The sequence below is a fragment of the Sphingomonas mollis genome (assembly GCF_016427505.1).
Classification (GTDB): domain Bacteria; phylum Pseudomonadota; class Alphaproteobacteria; order Sphingomonadales; family Sphingomonadaceae; genus Sphingomonas; species Sphingomonas mollis.
Map to the genome: position 1 here is coordinate 1 of NZ_JAELXS010000017.1, position 16,678 is coordinate 16,678.

Here is a 16,678-nt window from a genome sequence, read left to right on the forward strand (position 1 = left end):
CGACGTGCGGTACGCCTTTTGGTTAAATCAAAGCCCAGCCCCTACGGTTTTACGATGTGGCCTTTTCAGACCCGGACCAGAAACTCATGATGCCGCCATTTCACTTTCTCGACACCCCCCGCCATCGACATGCTAAGCAGGCGATACCACCGCTAGAAGAGGTGCGTGCCGCCAATCTTCGTGCGTCGGAACATTTCTCCGCGCTTGCTGACGTTTGCCGTCTGCCGTTGCCGAAAGACAAATAGGTGACAATCGACGAGATCGGCACGCTGATCCGCGATGGCGGGACCTTCTATCTGCCCCGGGACTTCGGCGGCCGCTACCAGCTGGAATTGCGTCGCACCCCGGTCGATCTGATCGAACCCGGTGTCCGGCTCGTCGGCGTTCTGGTCGGTGCTGACCTCGTCGGCGCCGATGGCGTGGCGCCCGCCTGAGGGGACATGATCGCTACCCCCCCTGCCCGGCCGCAGCCGACCGCAGATTTGATTCACTCCGACTCATTGCGATTGCCCCGGCAGACCGCTCGCGCATCATCGGATTATGGAACAGCGCATCACTCATGCCTGCGGTCACGAGCAGACCCATTACCTCACCGGCTTTGCCAGCCAGCATGATCGCAAGGCGCGGTGGCTGACGACGACCAAATGTCGATCCTGTTTTATCACGGAGAAGAAGACCGCACAGGCGGACGCCGCCTCACGCGACAATGCTGCTATCGCCCATCTCGACCTGCCCTCGCTGACGGGCAGCGAGCGGCAGGTTGCCTGGGCGACGAGCGTCCGGGCCAGCCGTTTGGCCGCCCTGGTCGATGAGCCGGACGCAGGGGACACCGATGCCTTTCACACCTGCCTCACCATCACCGATGCCAAATGGTGGATCGATTACCGCGATCTAGCGAATACGGATTTGCTTGCCACAGCTGGGAGCTGCATCCGCCCAGCCAGCATCGCGGCCGAGATGGCTGCGCCGTCATGCCTGCATCAAGCTGCCTGACTACCAAGGTCATCGGGTCGTCGGAAGCGAACATTGCTGAGCGCGATCACTGACCGAGCGCGGAAAGTACGCTACGCGCAAAAAATCGAACGGTCTGTCCTTCGGCGGAAGGCCCCTGCCCTGCCCCCACTACCTCAATGGCAAGAGCGATCGGTCTTTCTAGGGCATACCCCTAGAAGACTGGCCTCCGACCGGTCCGTTCTCCGTAAAAAGGGATTTCAAAAAAGACTGGACATCAGCGGACCATTCATAAAGGACTAAGGCATGTTCGTTCGTGCCTATTTACGCGCATCGACCGCTGAACAGGACGCTACCCGCGCCCGCGCGGCGCTGGATGCGTTCGCCGCTTCGCATGGGTTCCGTATTGCAGCTCGCTATGTCGAACATGAAAGCGGTACTCGCCTGGTCCGACCGGAGTTGTTCCGGCTCCTGGACGACTGCGGCCCCGGGGACGTCTTGTTGGTCGAGCAGGTCGACCGGCTATCCCGGCTCAGCGCGACCGACTGGAGCAAGTTGCGATCGGAGATCGAAGCGCGCCAGGTTCGGATCGTGTCGCTCGACCTGCCGACCTCCTGGAACCTGATTGCCACCCCCGACGACTTCACTGCCCGGATGTTCGCGGCCGTGAACGCGATGATGCTCGATGTCCTCGCCGCGGTCGCGCGCAAGGATTATGACGATCGTCGACGTCGGCAGGCCGAAGGGGTCGGCCGTGCCCGAACCGCAGGTCTCTACAGAGGCCGCGTTGAGAACACTGCTCGCAATGCGTCGATCGCCCGGTCGTTGAGAGATGGCCATAGCTGGCGTGAGATCATGACCGGAACCGGCTGCAGCCGGACATTGCTCGCCAAGATAGCCCGTCGCCTGAAAGAGGAGCGGATCAACAACGCCGTCGCTGATCCGGGTGCTTTGAATGGCACCGTGCGTGGAGCCAAATAGCCGCGCATCTGGCAGCAGAATCTTTCTCGTTTCTTCATCTCGAACAGCCAGTTTCAGTAAAGAGCAATCGGGAACACATTCTGAGAAAAAAGTGCTCGGATCTTCCCCGCCCCGGATCGGACACCCCCTGCCCCGCGCGCTCTTCCCGAAAGGGAATTTCCTAGCCCTTCGCGTCTACCGTTTCCGTCTGGACAGGTCGCAGTTGGTGATGTTCCCTCTCCAAGATATATTCATCAACGACAGACTGCATATCGAGTTGGTGCCGGTGACGAAGCAAGCCATTGTATGGGAACGAGATGGGATAGACCCGGGCTGGTACATCGCGGACGGTATCGGTTTGGTTCGCAACAGCGCAAGCTATCGGCCAGGTGGATGGTGGAGCATACCTGATTGGCTTCCGGACAGCAAAGAGCATGATATTGGCCCTTTCCGTACGAAAGCTATGGCGATCGAACAGGCAGAAGAGCTCGCACCCAAGCAAACCCGGAACGGTTAGACATCCGGAGGTTCCTATTCGGGATTCCAAACGGAGAGGCCCGCGTCTGCCACTTACTCTATCCTATTCGAGAAAGCCGTTCGCCCCTCCGTTAGCGTTTGGTGGCGTCTATTCCGCGTATGATGAGTGCGATGGTGCCGGCCCCTTCCGGCTCGGTCGGGTTGATGATGCGGAAATGTGACGGTCGTTTAGTGCGGTAGACTTGAACCGGGTCGCCCGCTTGGCGGACACGCGCGACGTAGGGTTGCATCAGCTCCGCGAAGGCACCTTGAGCGACATATTGCGGCACGCCGAGCGGCAAATGCGCTTGCGCGGAGGCGTCTCGATAACGCTGAGGGACTTGTGCGGGGGTGCCACCCATCAGTGGAACGATGACTGGCTTGTCACAGATTTCGCGATCCTTGCCGATGAACTCGGCAAGACTGCTGGGTCCGTCAATGGCAGCGACTGCCACGGGCTTGACCGGGTTGGGAGCGTAAAGGTCGCTGCTTGAACCAAGGTTGGGCCTGACTGCGCTCCAAGTCGCCAAGAGGGCGCCCGCCGAATGGCCCATGACGATCACGCGGCGTAGATCGAGCGCATACCGTTTTGCCAGTGGGCGCAGTGAATCGATCGCTGCGCCGGTGTCGCGAAACGTACCAGGCCAACCGCCACCAGGCTGTCCGAGCTGGCGATATTCGACGTTCAACGTCGCCACGCCGCGTTGGGTCAGGGCATCGGCCAGCGGCGCGATGCTGCGGGCCATTCCGCCGATGGAGGCATCCCAACACCCGCCGTGCAGCACGACCGCAACCGGGAACGGCCCCGTCCCGGCCGGCATGCGCAGCTCTTCGACCTGCTGTTCGGCCGGCCCGTAGTGCAGCCTCACGGTAGGTTTGCTGACCGGCATGCGCTCGAGTACCAGTGGGCCGTGCCAGTAGACCATCCATAGCATGTAGACGATGGGCCCGGCGAACCACAGCGCCGCCACCGTCACGACCGCAATTACGCCGATAATCCAACGCCGCTTTGTCATGCTATACCCCCCCCCCCGTAATTCAGCGTATGGTGAAGAATCTGTCAGGTCGAGATGACGCGATAGCTGTTCTGCCAGCTAGGTGCATGGATGCTATAGCCTCTCTTGTTTCACCATCCCCGATGGGAAGCAGGCGTTGGCGCGATATCCAGATTAGGGCAGTTTCACCGGATGTCCCAACGCTTGAGCCTTACCGCCCTCATCGTCGATGAATATGACACCGCCATCGCCTTCTTCGTCGGGAAGCTTGGCTTCGAGTTACGTGATGACACCGCGCTGACAGATGGCAAACGGTGGATAGTGGTCGCGCCGCACGGCGCGGCGAGCGGACTGCTACTGGCGCGTGCTGTCGGCGACAGGCAACGTAATGCGATCGGCGATCAGAGCGGCGGTCGAGTGTTCCTGTTTCTTGAGACGGATGACTTTGCCCGCGACCACCTTGCCTACACGCAGCAGGGTATCCGCTTCGTCGAGACGCCTCGGCATGAACCGTATGGCATCGTAGCCGTCTTCGAGGACCTCTATGGCAACCGGTGGGATCTGATCGAACCTGTCACCGGCGAGCGATGATCTCCAATTGAGCATCCTGATGAGAGGACGTCGATGCCGTCATGGCTGCGGCGCATATCAGGCTTCAGCGCGTCGGAACTGCTTGCGGTAGAGGTTCGGCGGAATGCCGAGGCTGGATGTGAAGTGTAGTCGCAGATTGGTCGCGGTTCCCATGCCCGCATTGTCCGCAATGTGCGCCATCGACAGGTTCGTCGTTTCGAGAAGGTCGCGCGCCACGGCGAGCCGCTGCGCGGTCAACCAGGCCAATGGGCTTTCCCCCGTCTCTTCGTGAAAGCGCCGCGCCAGTGTCCGCTCGCTCATAGCGGCTGCGCGCGCCATCCGTTCGATCGTCCACGACTGCGCCGGATCGCTCCGTAGCCGATTAAGCAATGAGCCCAGCGCACTGTCCGACCGCGCCAGGACCGGAAGGCCTGCCGACCTCCGCAGGCTTTTCCGCGTGAAAGCACGAACGAATATCGGGCTGGAGGTGCTGTCTGGCATTCCGGACGGGTTTTCCGTGTGAAAGTCAGCACGATGCGACCCAAGCCCGCTAGAATGTGTCCATAACCAGTAGAATCAGGGGGCGTGATGGGCGGCCCAGGCAATCCTCGTGCTTTCACGCGGATAACCCCTCCGTGAGCACCTGTTGGCTGGACATCGCGTCTGAACCCACACAATCTATGCGCCTGCTGGGATTCAACGCGGATATGGCTGAAATTTCGATCAAACAGGGCGACCTCTTTCCCTTGGACAGTCCGCTCTACGGCGACGTCCAGGGCGAACGTACCGTTGCGGAGTTCCCATTCTTCTCGTTGTCCAAAAAGGCGCAGATGACGCCGATGGTCTTCGAAAGCGGAGATGCCCGCATCGAGATCAACCCAAGCAAAACCGGCGTTGCTACAATCTACGATAAGGAGATCCTGCTCTACATCGCCAGCCTCATGGCGGAGCGGATGGAGTCGGGCCAGGTGGTCGACCGCGTTTGGAGCTTTACCGCCAACGATCTCTTCCGCGTCACCAGCACCAATTCGTCGGCTAGATCGTACACTTCTCTGAAGGCGTCCTTGAACAGGCTTCAGGGAACCCAGATCATCACCAATATCGAAACGGGTGGAGAGGGATCGGACAGCGCGTTTTCATGGTTGCTGAAGGCTGACATCAAGTACGTGAAGCTCCCGAACGGCGAGCGGCGGGTCAAGCGGATCGAAGTGATGGTGTGCGATTGGTTGCACCGCGCGATCCTGACCGATCGACGCATTGCGGCTTATCATCTCGATTTTTTCAAGCTCGGTCCGATTGAGCGCCGGCTTTACGAACTGGCGAAGTTCAACTGCGGAGAGGATGGCGGTTTCGAGGTCGATCTGAACGCTCTCGCTGAGCGGGTCGGATGTGCGTCCGACAAGCGCGGTCTGGAATATTTCAAGAAGCAGCTGAGGGACGTAGCGGAACAGGACTCGCTTCCCGAGTATGTCGTTACGCTGGCTGAGGAAAAAATCCCGTCCCCCCGCGGCGGTCGTCCAAGGATTAAGACGATCGTGGCACTCAAGGCACGCCGAGATGCGCTGGAACAGGCAGCGCTTCCAACCCCGCACTGATCCGCCATCGATAGTTTTCCGTACGAAAGCACGAAGGTCGGCGGTCCTGCTCTTCGGTAGCCGATCACGACCGCCTGATGGCCTCGACGGACAGTTGGGAGGCGTTGGCCGGTGCCGGCAAAGACTCGCTACTCGAGTCTGCTCAAGGTTCTCCGTGTGAAAGCACGAATCTTCGGCAGGTTTGCCCGGTAAACACACGATTCACGTTTGTTGAGCGTTTCCTTTCGGCTGGCGATGGTGAGTTGCGCGAATCGCAAGCCGCTATCCGGTCGTCCGTAGAACGGGCGCGGGAGATCGGCAGGGGGGTTCGCGTCGCCGTGAGGTGCGAGGACAGGACCCAGACGAGCGTCGCTCTCATGTTCGAGAGCATATGCTTGCCCCGGCAATCGGCCCCGCAGGCAGTTGCATCTGCCGATCAGACACGGCGATCATGGAAGCAAACGGGGACCATCATGACCGGATAAAGAAAACCCGGCTCGAAAGCCGGGCATTCAAGTAGCTCTAGTTTGGCACACGCCGGCAAGCGTGCGCGGTCGGTCAGAACGATCCGCCAGATAGCCGATCTCGGCAGCTTTCACAAGAATGCGCGTTTCGCGCCACGCATTTTCTTTGCCTGTTCATGCCCGAAAACGGGGAAGAGCAATGGCAGCTATAACGGTTGGAGCGGCTTCGCTTCAGGCGCTTGGAGCCTTGCGGCTCGGCCGCAGGACACGATCGGGATCGTTGCACCGCACAGGCGCGCCAGTGCTCAGGGATAGCGTCGAGGCTGGTACGTTCGAGGACGTATTCTTCGCGACCCCTGCAAAGGGCGAGACCGACTCCATCCTGCGCGCCGCGCGCCGTGCTCTCGATGCAGGCAAGCGCCTCAGGCGAGATGCGCGGGCGGACGGCCGTCAACTTTCGGGCGTGGAACACCATCTGGCGGCGCTGACGAGCGGCACGGTGCGGGTCCTTGAAGAGATCCTGACGCTCGCCCGGCTTAATGCAGGTCGGGTTTACCCGACCTATGAGTACCTCGCTGAGGCCACCAGCCTAGGCCGTGCGACCATCGCTCGCGCTCTGCATGTTCTGGCAGCCATTGGTTTTGTCGTTCGTCAACGCAGGTTCAAGCGCGTCGAAGCACAGGGGCCAGGACCGCGGTACGAGCAGACGTCGAATGTCTATCGTGCCTATCTCCCCTCATGCGTCCTTCCATATCTGCCGCGCTGGATGCGCCCCGCTCCTGTTCCCGACGATATGCTTCAGCGGGAAGCGGATCGGGTGGATGACACGAAGCACATGCTTTCCCGACTGGATTGTCGCGACCTAGCGCTGGCAGTAATAGCAAACGGCCCGCTGGCTAAGATCCTCGCCAAGCTGGGGGCTGCTGTCGATAAACGGGAGCGAGAGTATCAAAACGATCTGCAACCGCTTATGGATTCTTATATATACCCTAAAACAAGAGTTGGCTTAGTCAGCCAACGCACTAACGCCTAACGGCGCCTTAATGGAAACGACCAAACACAGGCGGCTATAGATCTAAGATCAACGGACAAGAGTGCCGGCTGCGCCGTCACATGCTCCCCAGCGGAGCACGCGTTTTCTGTAGCGTTCAAATAGCTGGCTTCGTGCCCGTTGATCGGTTGAATTGGGGGCGAGGACGCCGAGAGCGGCAGGTCTGCGTGCTGTTAACGGCGCAAAAGCTCAAGATTACCCTGCTTATCGTTTATCCGATGATCCTTCGGGGTTCTGTCGCCGATCTTTGCCCGGTTCCTGGCCGCGCTAGCGATCCCGCACCGCGAGGGAATATCGCTCGCCAGCCGATCGTTGCTTGCGCCGCGCGGCTGGGTCAGCGTAAATTGCCCGCGCCTGTGGAGACACAGGCCGGGGCCTAGAAACCTTGAAGAGCAAGAGCCGGTTCGATCGACCGGGTGGCGGGCGCGTATGTCCAAGCCACCCGGCTAAAGGCGTCCGCGCCTAGCTTGCTCTAGGTTTCTAGCACCCGGTTTCGAAGCGACGACGCGTCCAGCGGACGCGTCGCCGGCTTCTACGGGAGGACAGGCTTCGATGGAAACGACCGAGACAGCGATCGCTCTGATGGAACGGGCCCTCGCACTCCTAGACCAAGACGCCCAGGGGAGGATCGCCTGCCATCTTCAAAATGCGCTCGATGTAGCGGAAGACGTTGCACCGGTCCGCTCAGGCGAAATGCTGGCGCTCGACGAAGAGACAGCCTTTTTTGACCGTATGGACGCATCCAGAGCAAGTGCAGGCTCTGCCTGATCCAACGCACTGAACCGATCAAGTCGATCGTTCCCAACTTGGTAGCGTCTTCGAGAGGGGAGGACGCTGGACTGACTTCGATGTTCACTGATCGGAGCTGTGATGCGCGTCTTTAACAATCCTCCCGTCAATCCTGATTGGCCTCCACCCGCAAGAGACGAGGTAGGCCACGCCCGCCTGATCCCCTAGCGTCTGGGTGGTCGTTGGCACGGAACTCATGGCTCCTGTTGCTGCCCTGCCCATCCGGACCAGACGCCGAGCCTGTCCGTCCGCTTGGGAGATCGCGCTATTCTCTCTCACTGCTTCGCGGGCTGCAGTTCGCGGGCGGTCATAGGGGCGTTGAATTCCCTACGCCTTCGTAATGTCGGATGGGATGCCCCCCTCGCCTCCTTTTCCCCAGGTCTAGCTCGGTGACGAGCAGGACGAGGACGAACCCCCCGCATTTGGCTTGGCGCGTTTTACGGCGAAGTGCGCGCGCCCGATCCGCTGATCGCCGTCGCGCGCCGCCATTTCCCCGATCTCCCTGCGACGTTGCACTGAGCGCTTATCGAGTCTCGGCCCGTTCGGGCAATGATCGACTGACGGTGGCGCGACCGCACCTAAATCGCGCTTTCGACGCGGAGCGGTTGCGTGGGCGAGGCCGGAGCCTGCCCCGGGCCGGGTGCCTCCCGGGCAGAGGGCACAACACCTCACAGCGACAGTTTCGGTGCTGGCTTTGCTGCCCTTTGCCAAGGGGAATGCCTTGCCGGCACCACGACAGCCCCGCTCGGTGAATCCCGTCCGGGCGGGGAACTGCGCAGCCCGGACCGTCCCATCGTCATTTCGAGCCGCACGACGTGCGCGCCGTGACAGCGAAGGCGACACCAAGGTCCACGCTCAACCATCATCCTTCACGACAGCCACTGGCGCAGGGCGCGAGCACCAGCGAGGGAGGGTTTCAGAGCCACCCCGGGTGCAAGTATCGAGCCACAGCGGCTTTGCCGGACGAGCGACGCGACAAGGGCGTCCTGCTTCACGGTTCCATGTCCGTCGCCCGCCGGTGGGGTCCATCCCCTCTCTTTCCTGAACGACCTAATACGGCCGTCCACCCCCTCCAACCCGCGATCTATCGGTCCGAGTTGCCGTGTGCCACGGCTGCCCGCACCACCCCTTCGATCGGAGTTCCCCTGCAGCGTCTTCGCGCTTTCGGTGGAGAGGGCGTCCTGGCCGTCTTTTTTGGTGTTCAGTCGAGGGGACGGACCCCCCGGCGAGCAAAAAAGGAACCTCGAAATGCAGAACCTCGTCATTCTCGCCGGCAACGTCGGCACCACGCCTGAAGCCCGCACCACCCAGGGCGGCACCAAGATCACCAACTTCTCTCTCGCCACCTCGCGTCTCAAGCGCGACAGCGACGGCAAGACGATGAAGGATGGCGAAGGTCGCCGGGTCGAGGACACCGAATGGCACCGCATCACCTGCTTCAACGGCGTCGGCAAGACCGTCGCGCAGTATGTCGAGAAGGGCCAGAAGGTCATGGTCCGGGGCCGCATCCACTACACCCGCTGGAGCGACGATCAGAACATCGAGCGCTACGGTGTCGAGATCATCGCCGACGAAGTGACCTTCCTCTCCTACGGCAAGGCGTGCCAGCAGCAGCAGGGCGCCACCCAGGATGATGACGCGGACGACGTCCCCTTCTGACCCGGGAGAACCGGCCCGGAGCTAACGCTCCGGGCTCATTCTTCGTCAGTTCGCGCCCTCACGCGTTGTTATTGCGTGATGGGTCAGACCTTCGGAAGTTCGTAGCGAGTGACGATGATCCGTTCTTCGGCGTCGAGCATCACCTCCAGGCAGGTGTTGACGAGATCGTGGCCGAGCAGATCCAGTTCGTCGAGCGCCACTTCGAACAACTCGATTTGCGTGTCGAGATCCATCACCGGCGCGGTGAGACAGATCAGACCGGCATGCAGTTCGACGTCCTTGTACAATCCTTTTTCACCTGGCGCATCCGCCCGTCCCTGAAAGTCGATCGCGTTCCTGGTGACAAGCGTGAGATCTTCGGCCACGAGGATGGGCACGAGGTTCCAGTCCTTCGTGCCTGCCAGCCCCCGGTAAACGACGCTCGAGGTGTCCGGATGCCCGCGCACGATTGCCCTCTGGACCAGTTCGCTGCTCAGGCACTCGTCGATGAAGAGCTTCACGCTGTCGCTTGCCGCCGTTCGATGACCCGTCTTGTAATGACGCTGTCCTCGCCAAGCATACGCCGCTCGGGCGGTCGTCCCTGCAGCGGGTTCGCACGGGCATAGAGGCTCGCCAGTTCGATCTGCTCTTCGCTCAAGCCCCGATAGGCTTCGCGGATACGCGACACTGGCAGTCCGGCCGCGGCCGAGGCCGCGACATCATGGACCGGGATCCGGGTTCCGGTGATGACCGGGGTGCCCCCTAGAATTCCGGGATCGGACTTCACCATCGATAGTGCCGCTACATACCGGTCCCAGCGCTCATGGGTCTGGATCAGGAACGGCTCGAGGTCGATATGAAGCCAGTCGTGCCGAACGACGCAGTGCCGCAGCAACGAGGCCCATCGCGCAGGCATGTCGCTGGTGGGCTCTACCCGCTTGTCCACATCGAAGATCGCGAACCGCCGCTCATCGGCCGTCAGCTTGTTCGCGCTCGCATGATAGAAGGCAATGTAGAAGCAGGCTTCGGCGGAGACGCTCTTCCCCCTCCCCTTGCGTACCAGACGAGGGGGAAGCATCCGGTCGATCGCGTGGTTGACGATGCTCAGCTCCACACCGGAGACGACCGCTGCCTCGGTAGGCCTGAGAAGCTCAGCAGTTCCGGTCATAGTGCACCCCACAAAGTCTTTCCATGGGTGGGAAGATATAGACTTACGGTGCCACTATCAAGTCGATGTGGTCGGCAGAGCCTCCAGGTCATCCTGATCGATACTCGTTAATGCCGTTGAGGGAGAGAGGGGCGTCTCCCGGCCAGGGCCGGGACCGTCGCTCTATTCCGCTTGACGCTCCACCGAGCCCCTGTCGGGTCTCGGCCCATCCGGGTGACGATCGAGTGACGAGGGCGCAGTGTTCGGAAACTCCTTTCCGAAAAGCGGCAACCTGTTTCCAATCCAGACTCCGCGAATGCAGCGTCGCCACGCTGACCAAATTCCGTACCAGCATAGGGACGCAGAGTGGGCAACGAAACCAGGCCGGCCTCTACCTCCCATTGAGGGAAAGCGTCACCGGCGACCCAACGCTGAGCACGATGCTCTAGGCAGACGCGCTTCACCCCGCTCTTCGGGCACAATCCTTGGGCCGGGTCGGGGCCTTCTACGATCAACCCGCAAGGGGTCCGGCGCTTCGCTACGGCTTTCTCGCCTTCGGCGACAAAGTGATCGCGGCCCCTCCCCCTCCTGTCGGGCGCCTGTCGAGCGGGGATGAACCCCGTCGGCTTCACAGGAGCCTCGAACATGATCAACGATATCTAGATCGCCCGCAAAAACGCCCTGAACCTCGCACGGACCCTGATGGTGGCCACCATGGTCATCGCCGTCGGTGCCCAATACGCCGTCATCACCACTGAAGATCACGACATGTCGCTGACGATCGTCAACGAATACGACCCTTTCAGCTGACCGTGGCGGGGGCAATGCCCCCGCCCCTCGGGCTCGCGTAAGTTTGCACGTGCAAACTTCTGCATGACGCTGCGCAGCTGAAGGATGGCGAAGAAGCGCGTCCTGCGATCTGCCGGCTGCGTATACGGTAACCTTTATTGGCTGAATGCCGTGGCGGTTCTCGCAGGAGGCAGCATCGCGATCTCGTCAAGCTGGCGGCGATCGGTCAGCATCACCCGCCACGCCTCACCGTAGGACCATTGCGCCATGTAGAACGCGCGGCCGCTACATTCCACGAGCCGACAGTCTTCACGTCGATCGATCAACGACCAGTCGGGCCCGTGCCTTGCGAGGATGTCGGCGAGATCGACCCGCATCAGTGCGCCGCACTCAGGGCAGCGCCTCCGCACCCGGGAGTTGGTCCTCGCCAGCAAACCGGTCGAACGCATCCACCACGGCCACAAGGTGATGATCGGTGCCACGTTTCGCATGCTCGAAAGATTAGGCGCGGTCCCGACCGCTCGTCCAGCGCGATACCCTGTTCGTCAGGCCCCGTCCTTCCCCAGTTGTTCTGGGGCTTTCGGGCTCTGTCCTCGCCGAGGCGCTCTCCGGCGCAAACCCGCTGGCGCGGGCTTCTCCACTGCGTTGCGACCCGTCGGGTGCGCCGGAACGCTATGCCCCGGCAGTCCGGTCGCCGGTCGAAAGGCCCCGATCGCCGGGGTTTCGGACAGGAGACGAAACATGGTCGACATTTCCAAGTCTTCGCGCGGCATCGGACCAGCGCGCTCCGCCACCATCGCGAGGTTAAACGACGAACTGCGGCAGAACCCGACGCAACCCGGTGCCAATCGCATAGTCGTATCGAGCGGCGTGGCGGTATTGATCGGCGACACCAACCTGTTCCGGGGATTCCAGAGACGTGCGGAGTTGCTGCGCGCGGTCCGGGACTTCGACACCTTCCCAGCTGGCGACGACCCTTACGGCGAGCACGATTTCGGTGCCCTCACCTTTGCCGAACAACGTGTCTTCTGGAAGATCGACTATTACGACGCGGACCTCGCCTTTGGCTCCGAGGATCCGACCGATCCGGCGATGACCACGCGCGTCCTCACCATCTATCTCGCGTCCGAGCATTGAGGCGACAGGATCCCGGCTCCGACGGAGCCGGGGTTTCCCGCCGTGGGCGGAAAACAAGAGGCCCTGTCATCGACGCTCCTTAAGCATGACGGCCGGGCGAGACCGGCGTCAAGGATCGGCGGTTCCCCCAATTTTCTGACGAAAATCGGCTCCCCCACCGCCCGCTGTGCGGCCGCTTGCGCGGTCCTGGACCCCGCCCCCGCCCGCCGTCTCGACGCCTTCGGTTCAATTAGCAGAAGGAGGTTCACATGCTCGACCCACTCGCACGGCACGCAGCCTGGATGATCGATCTTGCGGCAATCAACGCCGAAATCGATCTGAGCGGCATACCGGCACCGGCTCAGCGTCCGACCTTGAAGCGGCAGCGTATAACGAAGCGCGCGACCTGGTGGGAGGAGTGAACGGCGCCCTTCCGGTCACTCTGCCGAACGTGGTAGAAGACGATTGCACTGGCCGAGCGCGTGTGCGAGCTGTAAACAAATTGCGGCGACACTTAGTTTACAGGAAACCGAGCAACGTGCTGATCGGCTATGCCCGAGTTGGAGCTGACGAGCGAAGCCTCGCGACACAGGTCGAAGCGCTGCGTGCGGTCGGCTGTGCACGGATCTACGAGGATCGCGCGATCGACGGCGACGTGTCCGTCAAACCGCAACTGTTGGCGGCGTTGAACGCCTCGACCGCAGGCGATGAGATCGTGGTGTCGCAACTAGACCGGCTGGCGCAGTCTTTCAGCGGCCTGATCGAGGCGATGCGGAGCCTGCAGGACAAGGGCGTCGCGTTCCGCTCGATCCGCGAGGGTATCGAGACGGTCACTCCCGCCGGCCGTTCGTTCTTCCACACGATCGGGGCATTGGCGACATTTGAGCGCGACATCGAAGCACAAGCGCTGGAGGACGGGCAGGCCGTGCCCCCGAGTGGCGCCAAGCGTCTTGGTCGCCCGCCGCGCATCACGCCCGAGCGCTGGGAGGAGGCCCTCTTGTTGTTGCAAGGAGATCCTCCGACTCCGGTCGCGGCTGTCGCCGAGCGCCTCGGTGTGACCCGACAGGCCATCTACAAACGCCTCAAGGACGAGGGAGTCGGATCATGATCGATCGATTGCGACGTACGCTGCTTGGCGCGACAAGGGTGATCTCGGTCGCTCTGACGATCGGCGAGATCCTGTTCTGGAGCCTCATGGCGGTCCTTGTCCTGTCAATGGATCGGACGATGATGGACGCCGTCGGCCTGTTGCTCGTCGCAATCCTGATTGGTCGGCTTGGGCTCGCGCGTGACCGTCGTGGTTCCGCTGAACGTGAACAAGAATCCTGGCCGCTGAACCGTCGCCTGCCTCATGGGCGCGACGCTTGGCACCAGCACGGTTAGGAGCAGCAGGCCTGTGCGAACGATTACCCTCAATATCGAGAAAGGCGGCGTCGGCAAGACCACGCTGGCCTGTCATCTCGCCTGGTATCTTGCTGAGCGGGGCGAGCGTGTCGTCGTTCTCGACCTCGACCAGCAGGGTAACGCGACGTCGACGCTGACTAGCTACGAGAAGCCGGAAGACGGTCCCGACGAGGGGCCGAAAGTGCCCTTTTCGGTCATCGGTTCGATAGAATCGCTGTTCCGCCCTGATTTCGAGTATCCGACCGGCGTAGAGGGCACGGCACATGTTTTCGACGGTGCGGAAGCATTGCACGAGTTCACGAGCGACTATCAGCACGCAATCGAGGCCCTTGCCGACAACTTCCCCGCGCTCGCTCCACATTATGATTTCTGCGTGATCGACACCGCGCCGGGCTGGAGCTGGATCAATTTCGCCGGGTTGATGATGACCGATCACCTGATCGTGCCGCTCCAGATCGAGAAGCTGGCGCTTGACGGCCTGCAGCGCATTTCGGACTCGATCCGGACCGTCGAGGAACGCGGACGTGGTGGGCGCAAGATCGACTTCCTGGGGCTGGTCGCGAACAACTACCGGCTGGACAATCGGCTTCATGCGGCCAACCTCGAAGCTCTGAAACGGGAGACCGGCGACTTTCTCTTTCCAACGCCGATCCCGCATCGCCAGCATATCGCCGAGGCCATGGATCAGGCGGTGCCCGTGTGGCGCCTGGCAAAGGATACACGCGACGCGAGCGCCCTGATGACCGCGGTGCTCGACGAAGCAATGAAGCGGGTGCTCAGAACCCTGCAGAAGGAAAAAGCGGCATGATCGCCAAGACAGGTTTCGCCCGGCAGCTCGGCAACATCGGCTCGAAGGTCCTGCGCGACGAGACGCCGGCCGGAACCGCCGCGCAGGTCCCGATCGACGATATCGTGCCCGACCCGAACAACCCACGAAAGTCATTCGACCAGGCCGCCTTGAACGAATTGGCCCAGTCGATAGAGACGCGCGGCATTCTCCAGCCCATCGTGTTGTCGCCCAGGAACGACGACGGCAAATATGTAATCCGCTATGGCGAGCGGCGCTGGCGGGCTGCGGCGATCGCCAAGCTCGCCGCGGTGCCGGCGATCATCGCAACGGCCGATGAGGGCGAAGGGCGCGCGCTCGACCAGGTCGTCGAGAACGAGCAACGCGAAAACCTGAAGAACAGCGAATTGCTGGACGCGATCAGGCAGGAGCTGGCGGCCAAGGTGAAGCAGGCGGAGATCGCCAAGCGGCTCGGCCGGTCGAAGTCGGTTATCGCAATGTATGCTGCGTTGACCGACGCGCCGCAGCCGATCGCCGCGGTCATCGACCATATTTCGATCCGCTCCGCCTATAACCTCATGTCGGCCTGGAAGATCGATGCCGAGGCGACGCAGGCCTATATCGAGGCGGACGGTGCCAACCTTTCCGCGGCTGCCACGCAGCGCCTGGCGACCGATATTGCCGCCCCTCCCCCTGCTCCAGTCCCGGACGACGTGGCTCCAGACAACGCTGCCGACGAGACGGCTACCCAATCGGAAAAGTTTGCACGTGCAAACTCCGACGAGAAGACAAGCGCCGCGCCGGCTGAACCGAGAAGCCGCAACGAGGGCACGGGCAAAGGCAAGGGCGATCGACAAGCCGCAGAGCTCGATGCCAGCCTAGCCTCACCTCGGGTTCTGACGGTGTTCGTTGATGGTCGCCCTGGACAGCTGATCTTGTCGCAGCCCGATCTCGCCGCGCAGATCCTCGTGCGGCTCGATGATGGTAGCGAGGTGTCGCTGGGTTCGTTGTTGCCTCAGCCCTGATCCTTCTTTCCGCGTCTCTTCTGATCGTTCTGCGAGCGGTTCGACGATGTCGAGCCGCTCGTCGTCGTTGCGGGGCAATCCGGATCGAGGGCAGGGGAGGGGGGTGGACCTAATCGACCCGATAAATGGACCGAGTTTGCATGTGCAAACTTCAAGAGGAGATTTAGGTCTGATGGCAGGATAGCGCCTGTGAGGCGTATTGTATTGCGATTGGCGGACGAGCTTTTCTCGATGACGACGCTGGCGACTTTTTCAATCCGCCTTGATGCTGCGGCCATGTCGCGGTTCGATGCGATTGCGGCAGGGCAGGGGGGGCGCAGCGCTCTCCTGCGCCAGTTGATCGCCAAGCGGATCGCGGATGATTTTGACGCGTATTCTGAGGTGGGGGAGGGGCCGCCGCGTGATCGCACGGTCCGGATTCACCTCAGCGCGAGCGAAGCTGCCGTCGTCGCCGAGCACGCGCGCGGCCTCGCTGTTACGCCGGCCAGGTGGATTTCGTTGCTGGTGCGCCGTCGCATCCGGATTGGCCCGCGCGTCGATTTCGGCTGGCGGGTCCTGCTGGTTGATATCCGACGCCAGCTGCGCGGCGTAGCCCGCAATCTCAACCAAGCGACACGCGCGGTGAATGCAGCGATGATGGAAGACTCCGGGCTCGACCTCAGTCGTGAAGTCGGTCGTCTCCTGGACATGCGAATGGAGGTCGCCGAACAGGTTGGCGCGATGGATGCGGCGCTCCTTGCCGACTATGCCTATTGGCAGGTCCCCGCATGACATTCGCAACGCTCGACGTTGCCGAACTCGACGGCATCTGGTCTTGGCCAAAGCGCGCACGGCGCGTGCAAGGGGGCCCCGATGCCGTTCCCTATGCACTTGGCAGGGTGGGCCGGTCAGGCGGGGGGCCT

At 61.9% G+C, this 16,678-nt stretch carries 21 protein-coding genes; 16 read left to right on the plus strand and 5 right to left on the minus strand.

Annotated elements, in window-relative coordinates; translation table 11 throughout:
- Positions 1–245 precede the first annotated feature (245 nt).
- The 4 genes from JAO74_RS17600 (at position 246) to JAO74_RS18930 (ending at position 2,428) form a co-directional block, all read left to right on the plus strand.
- On the plus strand, positions 246–434 hold the full coding sequence (locus tag JAO74_RS17600) for a DUF5818 domain-containing protein (protein WP_199041321.1): 189 nt from the start codon (positions 246–248) through the stop codon (positions 432–434).
- Between the two features lie 106 nt (positions 435–540).
- The gene (locus JAO74_RS17605; protein WP_199041324.1) at positions 541–993 is read left to right on the plus strand and encodes a hypothetical protein; all 453 of its coding nucleotides are present in this window, start codon (positions 541–543) and stop codon (positions 991–993) included.
- Between the two features lie 264 nt (positions 994–1,257).
- The gene (locus JAO74_RS17610) at positions 1,258–1,932 is read left to right on the plus strand and encodes a recombinase family protein (RefSeq protein ID WP_199041327.1); all 675 of its coding nucleotides are present in this window, start codon (positions 1,258–1,260) and stop codon (positions 1,930–1,932) included.
- A gap of 202 nt (positions 1,933–2,134) precedes the next feature.
- The gene (locus JAO74_RS18930; protein WP_233151166.1) at positions 2,135–2,428 is read left to right on the plus strand and encodes a hypothetical protein; all 294 of its coding nucleotides are present in this window, start codon (positions 2,135–2,137) and stop codon (positions 2,426–2,428) included.
- A 91-nt stretch (positions 2,429–2,519) separates the two neighbouring features.
- Here the strand turns inward: JAO74_RS18930 and JAO74_RS17620 are convergent, their stop codons facing one another.
- Entirely contained in the window at positions 2,520–3,443 is a 924-nt protein-coding gene (locus JAO74_RS17620; RefSeq protein WP_199041333.1) for an alpha/beta hydrolase family protein, read from the minus strand.
- 183 nt (positions 3,444–3,626) lie between these two features.
- Here JAO74_RS17620 and JAO74_RS17625 point away from each other — a divergent pair, with 183 nt between their 5' ends.
- Positions 3,627–4,013 (plus strand): VOC family protein, encoded by a 387-nt coding sequence (locus JAO74_RS17625; protein WP_233151167.1) that lies wholly within the window; start codon positions 3,627–3,629, stop codon positions 4,011–4,013.
- Positions 4,014–4,070: 57 nt separating this feature from the next.
- On the opposite strand, the gene JAO74_RS19115 is transcribed toward JAO74_RS17625, so the two are convergent.
- Complete coding sequence (locus JAO74_RS19115) at positions 4,071–4,493, minus strand: helix-turn-helix domain-containing protein (RefSeq protein WP_199041339.1); 423 nt, start codon at positions 4,491–4,493, stop codon at positions 4,071–4,073.
- A gap of 179 nt (positions 4,494–4,672) precedes the next feature.
- Between JAO74_RS19115 and JAO74_RS17635 the strand changes: the two genes are divergently transcribed.
- The 4 genes from JAO74_RS17635 to JAO74_RS17650 all read left to right on the plus strand — a co-directional run bounded on the left by JAO74_RS17635 (position 4,673) and on the right by JAO74_RS17650 (position 9,529).
- On the plus strand, positions 4,673–5,587 hold the full coding sequence (locus JAO74_RS17635; protein WP_233151169.1) for a replication initiator protein A: 915 nt from the start codon (positions 4,673–4,675) through the stop codon (positions 5,585–5,587).
- A gap of 723 nt (positions 5,588–6,310) precedes the next feature.
- A complete protein-coding gene (locus tag JAO74_RS17640; RefSeq protein WP_233151170.1) occupies positions 6,311–7,063 on the plus strand; it encodes a helix-turn-helix domain-containing protein in 753 nt (250 codons plus the stop codon).
- Positions 7,064–7,633: 570 nt separating this feature from the next.
- Entirely contained in the window at positions 7,634–7,849 is a 216-nt protein-coding gene (locus tag JAO74_RS17645) for a hypothetical protein (RefSeq protein WP_199041345.1), read from the plus strand.
- Between the two features lie 1,269 nt (positions 7,850–9,118).
- Complete coding sequence (locus JAO74_RS17650; RefSeq protein WP_199041348.1) at positions 9,119–9,529, plus strand: single-stranded DNA-binding protein; 411 nt, start codon at positions 9,119–9,121, stop codon at positions 9,527–9,529.
- Between the two features lie 83 nt (positions 9,530–9,612).
- Here the strand turns inward: JAO74_RS17650 and JAO74_RS17655 are convergent, their stop codons facing one another.
- The 3 genes from JAO74_RS17655 to JAO74_RS17665 all read right to left on the minus strand — a co-directional run bounded on the left by JAO74_RS17655 (position 9,613) and on the right by JAO74_RS17665 (position 11,935).
- On the minus strand, positions 9,613–10,029 hold the full coding sequence (locus tag JAO74_RS17655; RefSeq protein ID WP_199041351.1) for a DUF5615 family PIN-like protein: 417 nt from the start codon (positions 10,027–10,029) through the stop codon (positions 9,613–9,615).
- The gene (locus tag JAO74_RS17660; protein ID WP_199041354.1) at positions 10,026–10,676 is read right to left on the minus strand and encodes a DUF433 domain-containing protein; all 651 of its coding nucleotides are present in this window, start codon (positions 10,674–10,676) and stop codon (positions 10,026–10,028) included. The genes JAO74_RS17655 and JAO74_RS17660 overlap by 4 nt, the downstream gene beginning before the upstream one ends.
- Before the next feature lie 923 nt (positions 10,677–11,599).
- Positions 11,600–11,935, minus strand: coding sequence for a hypothetical protein (locus JAO74_RS17665; RefSeq protein WP_233151171.1), 336 nt, complete (start codon positions 11,933–11,935; stop codon positions 11,600–11,602).
- Between the two features lie 250 nt (positions 11,936–12,185).
- Here JAO74_RS17665 and JAO74_RS17670 point away from each other — a divergent pair, with 250 nt between their 5' ends.
- The 7 genes from JAO74_RS17670 (at position 12,186) to JAO74_RS17700 (ending at position 16,547) form a co-directional block, all read left to right on the plus strand.
- Positions 12,186–12,581: a DUF3768 domain-containing protein gene (locus JAO74_RS17670; RefSeq protein WP_199041361.1), complete on the plus strand. Its 396-nt coding sequence runs from the start codon at positions 12,186–12,188 to the stop codon at positions 12,579–12,581.
- 248 nt (positions 12,582–12,829) lie between these two features.
- A complete protein-coding gene (locus JAO74_RS17675; protein ID WP_199041364.1) occupies positions 12,830–12,982 on the plus strand; it encodes a hypothetical protein in 153 nt (50 codons plus the stop codon).
- 116 nt (positions 12,983–13,098) lie between these two features.
- Positions 13,099–13,668, plus strand: a complete 570-nt coding sequence (locus JAO74_RS17680) for a recombinase family protein (protein ID WP_199041367.1) — start codon at positions 13,099–13,101, stop codon at positions 13,666–13,668.
- Positions 13,665–13,943, plus strand: a complete 279-nt coding sequence (locus JAO74_RS17685; protein WP_199041370.1) for a hypothetical protein — start codon at positions 13,665–13,667, stop codon at positions 13,941–13,943. The genes JAO74_RS17680 and JAO74_RS17685 overlap by 4 nt, the downstream gene beginning before the upstream one ends.
- A 13-nt stretch (positions 13,944–13,956) precedes the next feature.
- On the plus strand, positions 13,957–14,772 hold the full coding sequence (locus JAO74_RS17690; protein ID WP_199041373.1) for a ParA family protein: 816 nt from the start codon (positions 13,957–13,959) through the stop codon (positions 14,770–14,772).
- Complete coding sequence (locus tag JAO74_RS17695) at positions 14,769–15,776, plus strand: ParB/RepB/Spo0J family partition protein (protein WP_199041375.1); 1,008 nt, start codon at positions 14,769–14,771, stop codon at positions 15,774–15,776. Before JAO74_RS17690 ends, JAO74_RS17695 begins: the two co-directional genes overlap by 4 nt.
- A 231-nt stretch (positions 15,777–16,007) precedes the next feature.
- Positions 16,008–16,547, plus strand: coding sequence for a plasmid mobilization relaxosome protein MobC (locus JAO74_RS17700; RefSeq protein ID WP_199041378.1), 540 nt, complete (start codon positions 16,008–16,010; stop codon positions 16,545–16,547).
- Positions 16,548–16,678: the final 131 nt, after the last annotated feature.

Excerpts from the sequence above, each read along its gene's own strand:
- JAO74_RS17610 (WP_199041327.1), top strand. The coding sequence starts at position 1,258 with ATGTTCGTTCGTGCCTATTTACGCGCATCGACCGCTGAACAGGACGCT.
- JAO74_RS17695 (WP_199041375.1), top strand. The coding sequence starts at position 14,769 with ATGATCGCCAAGACAGGTTTCGCCCGGCAGCTCGGCAACATCGGCTCG.
- JAO74_RS17635 (WP_233151169.1), top strand. The coding sequence starts at position 4,673 with ATGCGCCTGCTGGGATTCAACGCGGATATGGCTGAAATTTCGATCAAA.
- JAO74_RS17620 (WP_199041333.1), bottom strand. The coding sequence starts at position 3,443 with ATGACAAAGCGGCGTTGGATTATCGGCGTAATTGCGGTCGTGACGGTG.
- JAO74_RS17665 (WP_233151171.1), bottom strand. The coding sequence starts at position 11,935 with ATGCGAAACGTGGCACCGATCATCACCTTGTGGCCGTGGTGGATGCGT.
- JAO74_RS17700 (WP_199041378.1), top strand. The coding sequence starts at position 16,008 with ATGACGACGCTGGCGACTTTTTCAATCCGCCTTGATGCTGCGGCCATG.
- JAO74_RS17670 (WP_199041361.1), top strand. The coding sequence starts at position 12,186 with ATGGTCGACATTTCCAAGTCTTCGCGCGGCATCGGACCAGCGCGCTCC.
- JAO74_RS19115 (WP_199041339.1), bottom strand. The coding sequence starts at position 4,493 with ATGCCAGACAGCACCTCCAGCCCGATATTCGTTCGTGCTTTCACGCGG.
- JAO74_RS17645 (WP_199041345.1), top strand. The coding sequence starts at position 7,634 with ATGGAAACGACCGAGACAGCGATCGCTCTGATGGAACGGGCCCTCGCA.
- JAO74_RS17605 (WP_199041324.1), top strand. The coding sequence starts at position 541 with ATGGAACAGCGCATCACTCATGCCTGCGGTCACGAGCAGACCCATTAC.
- JAO74_RS17660 (WP_199041354.1), bottom strand. The coding sequence starts at position 10,676 with ATGACCGGAACTGCTGAGCTTCTCAGGCCTACCGAGGCAGCGGTCGTC.
- JAO74_RS17650 (WP_199041348.1), top strand. The coding sequence starts at position 9,119 with ATGCAGAACCTCGTCATTCTCGCCGGCAACGTCGGCACCACGCCTGAA.
- JAO74_RS17685 (WP_199041370.1), top strand. The coding sequence starts at position 13,665 with ATGATCGATCGATTGCGACGTACGCTGCTTGGCGCGACAAGGGTGATC.
- JAO74_RS17675 (WP_199041364.1), top strand. The coding sequence starts at position 12,830 with ATGCTCGACCCACTCGCACGGCACGCAGCCTGGATGATCGATCTTGCG.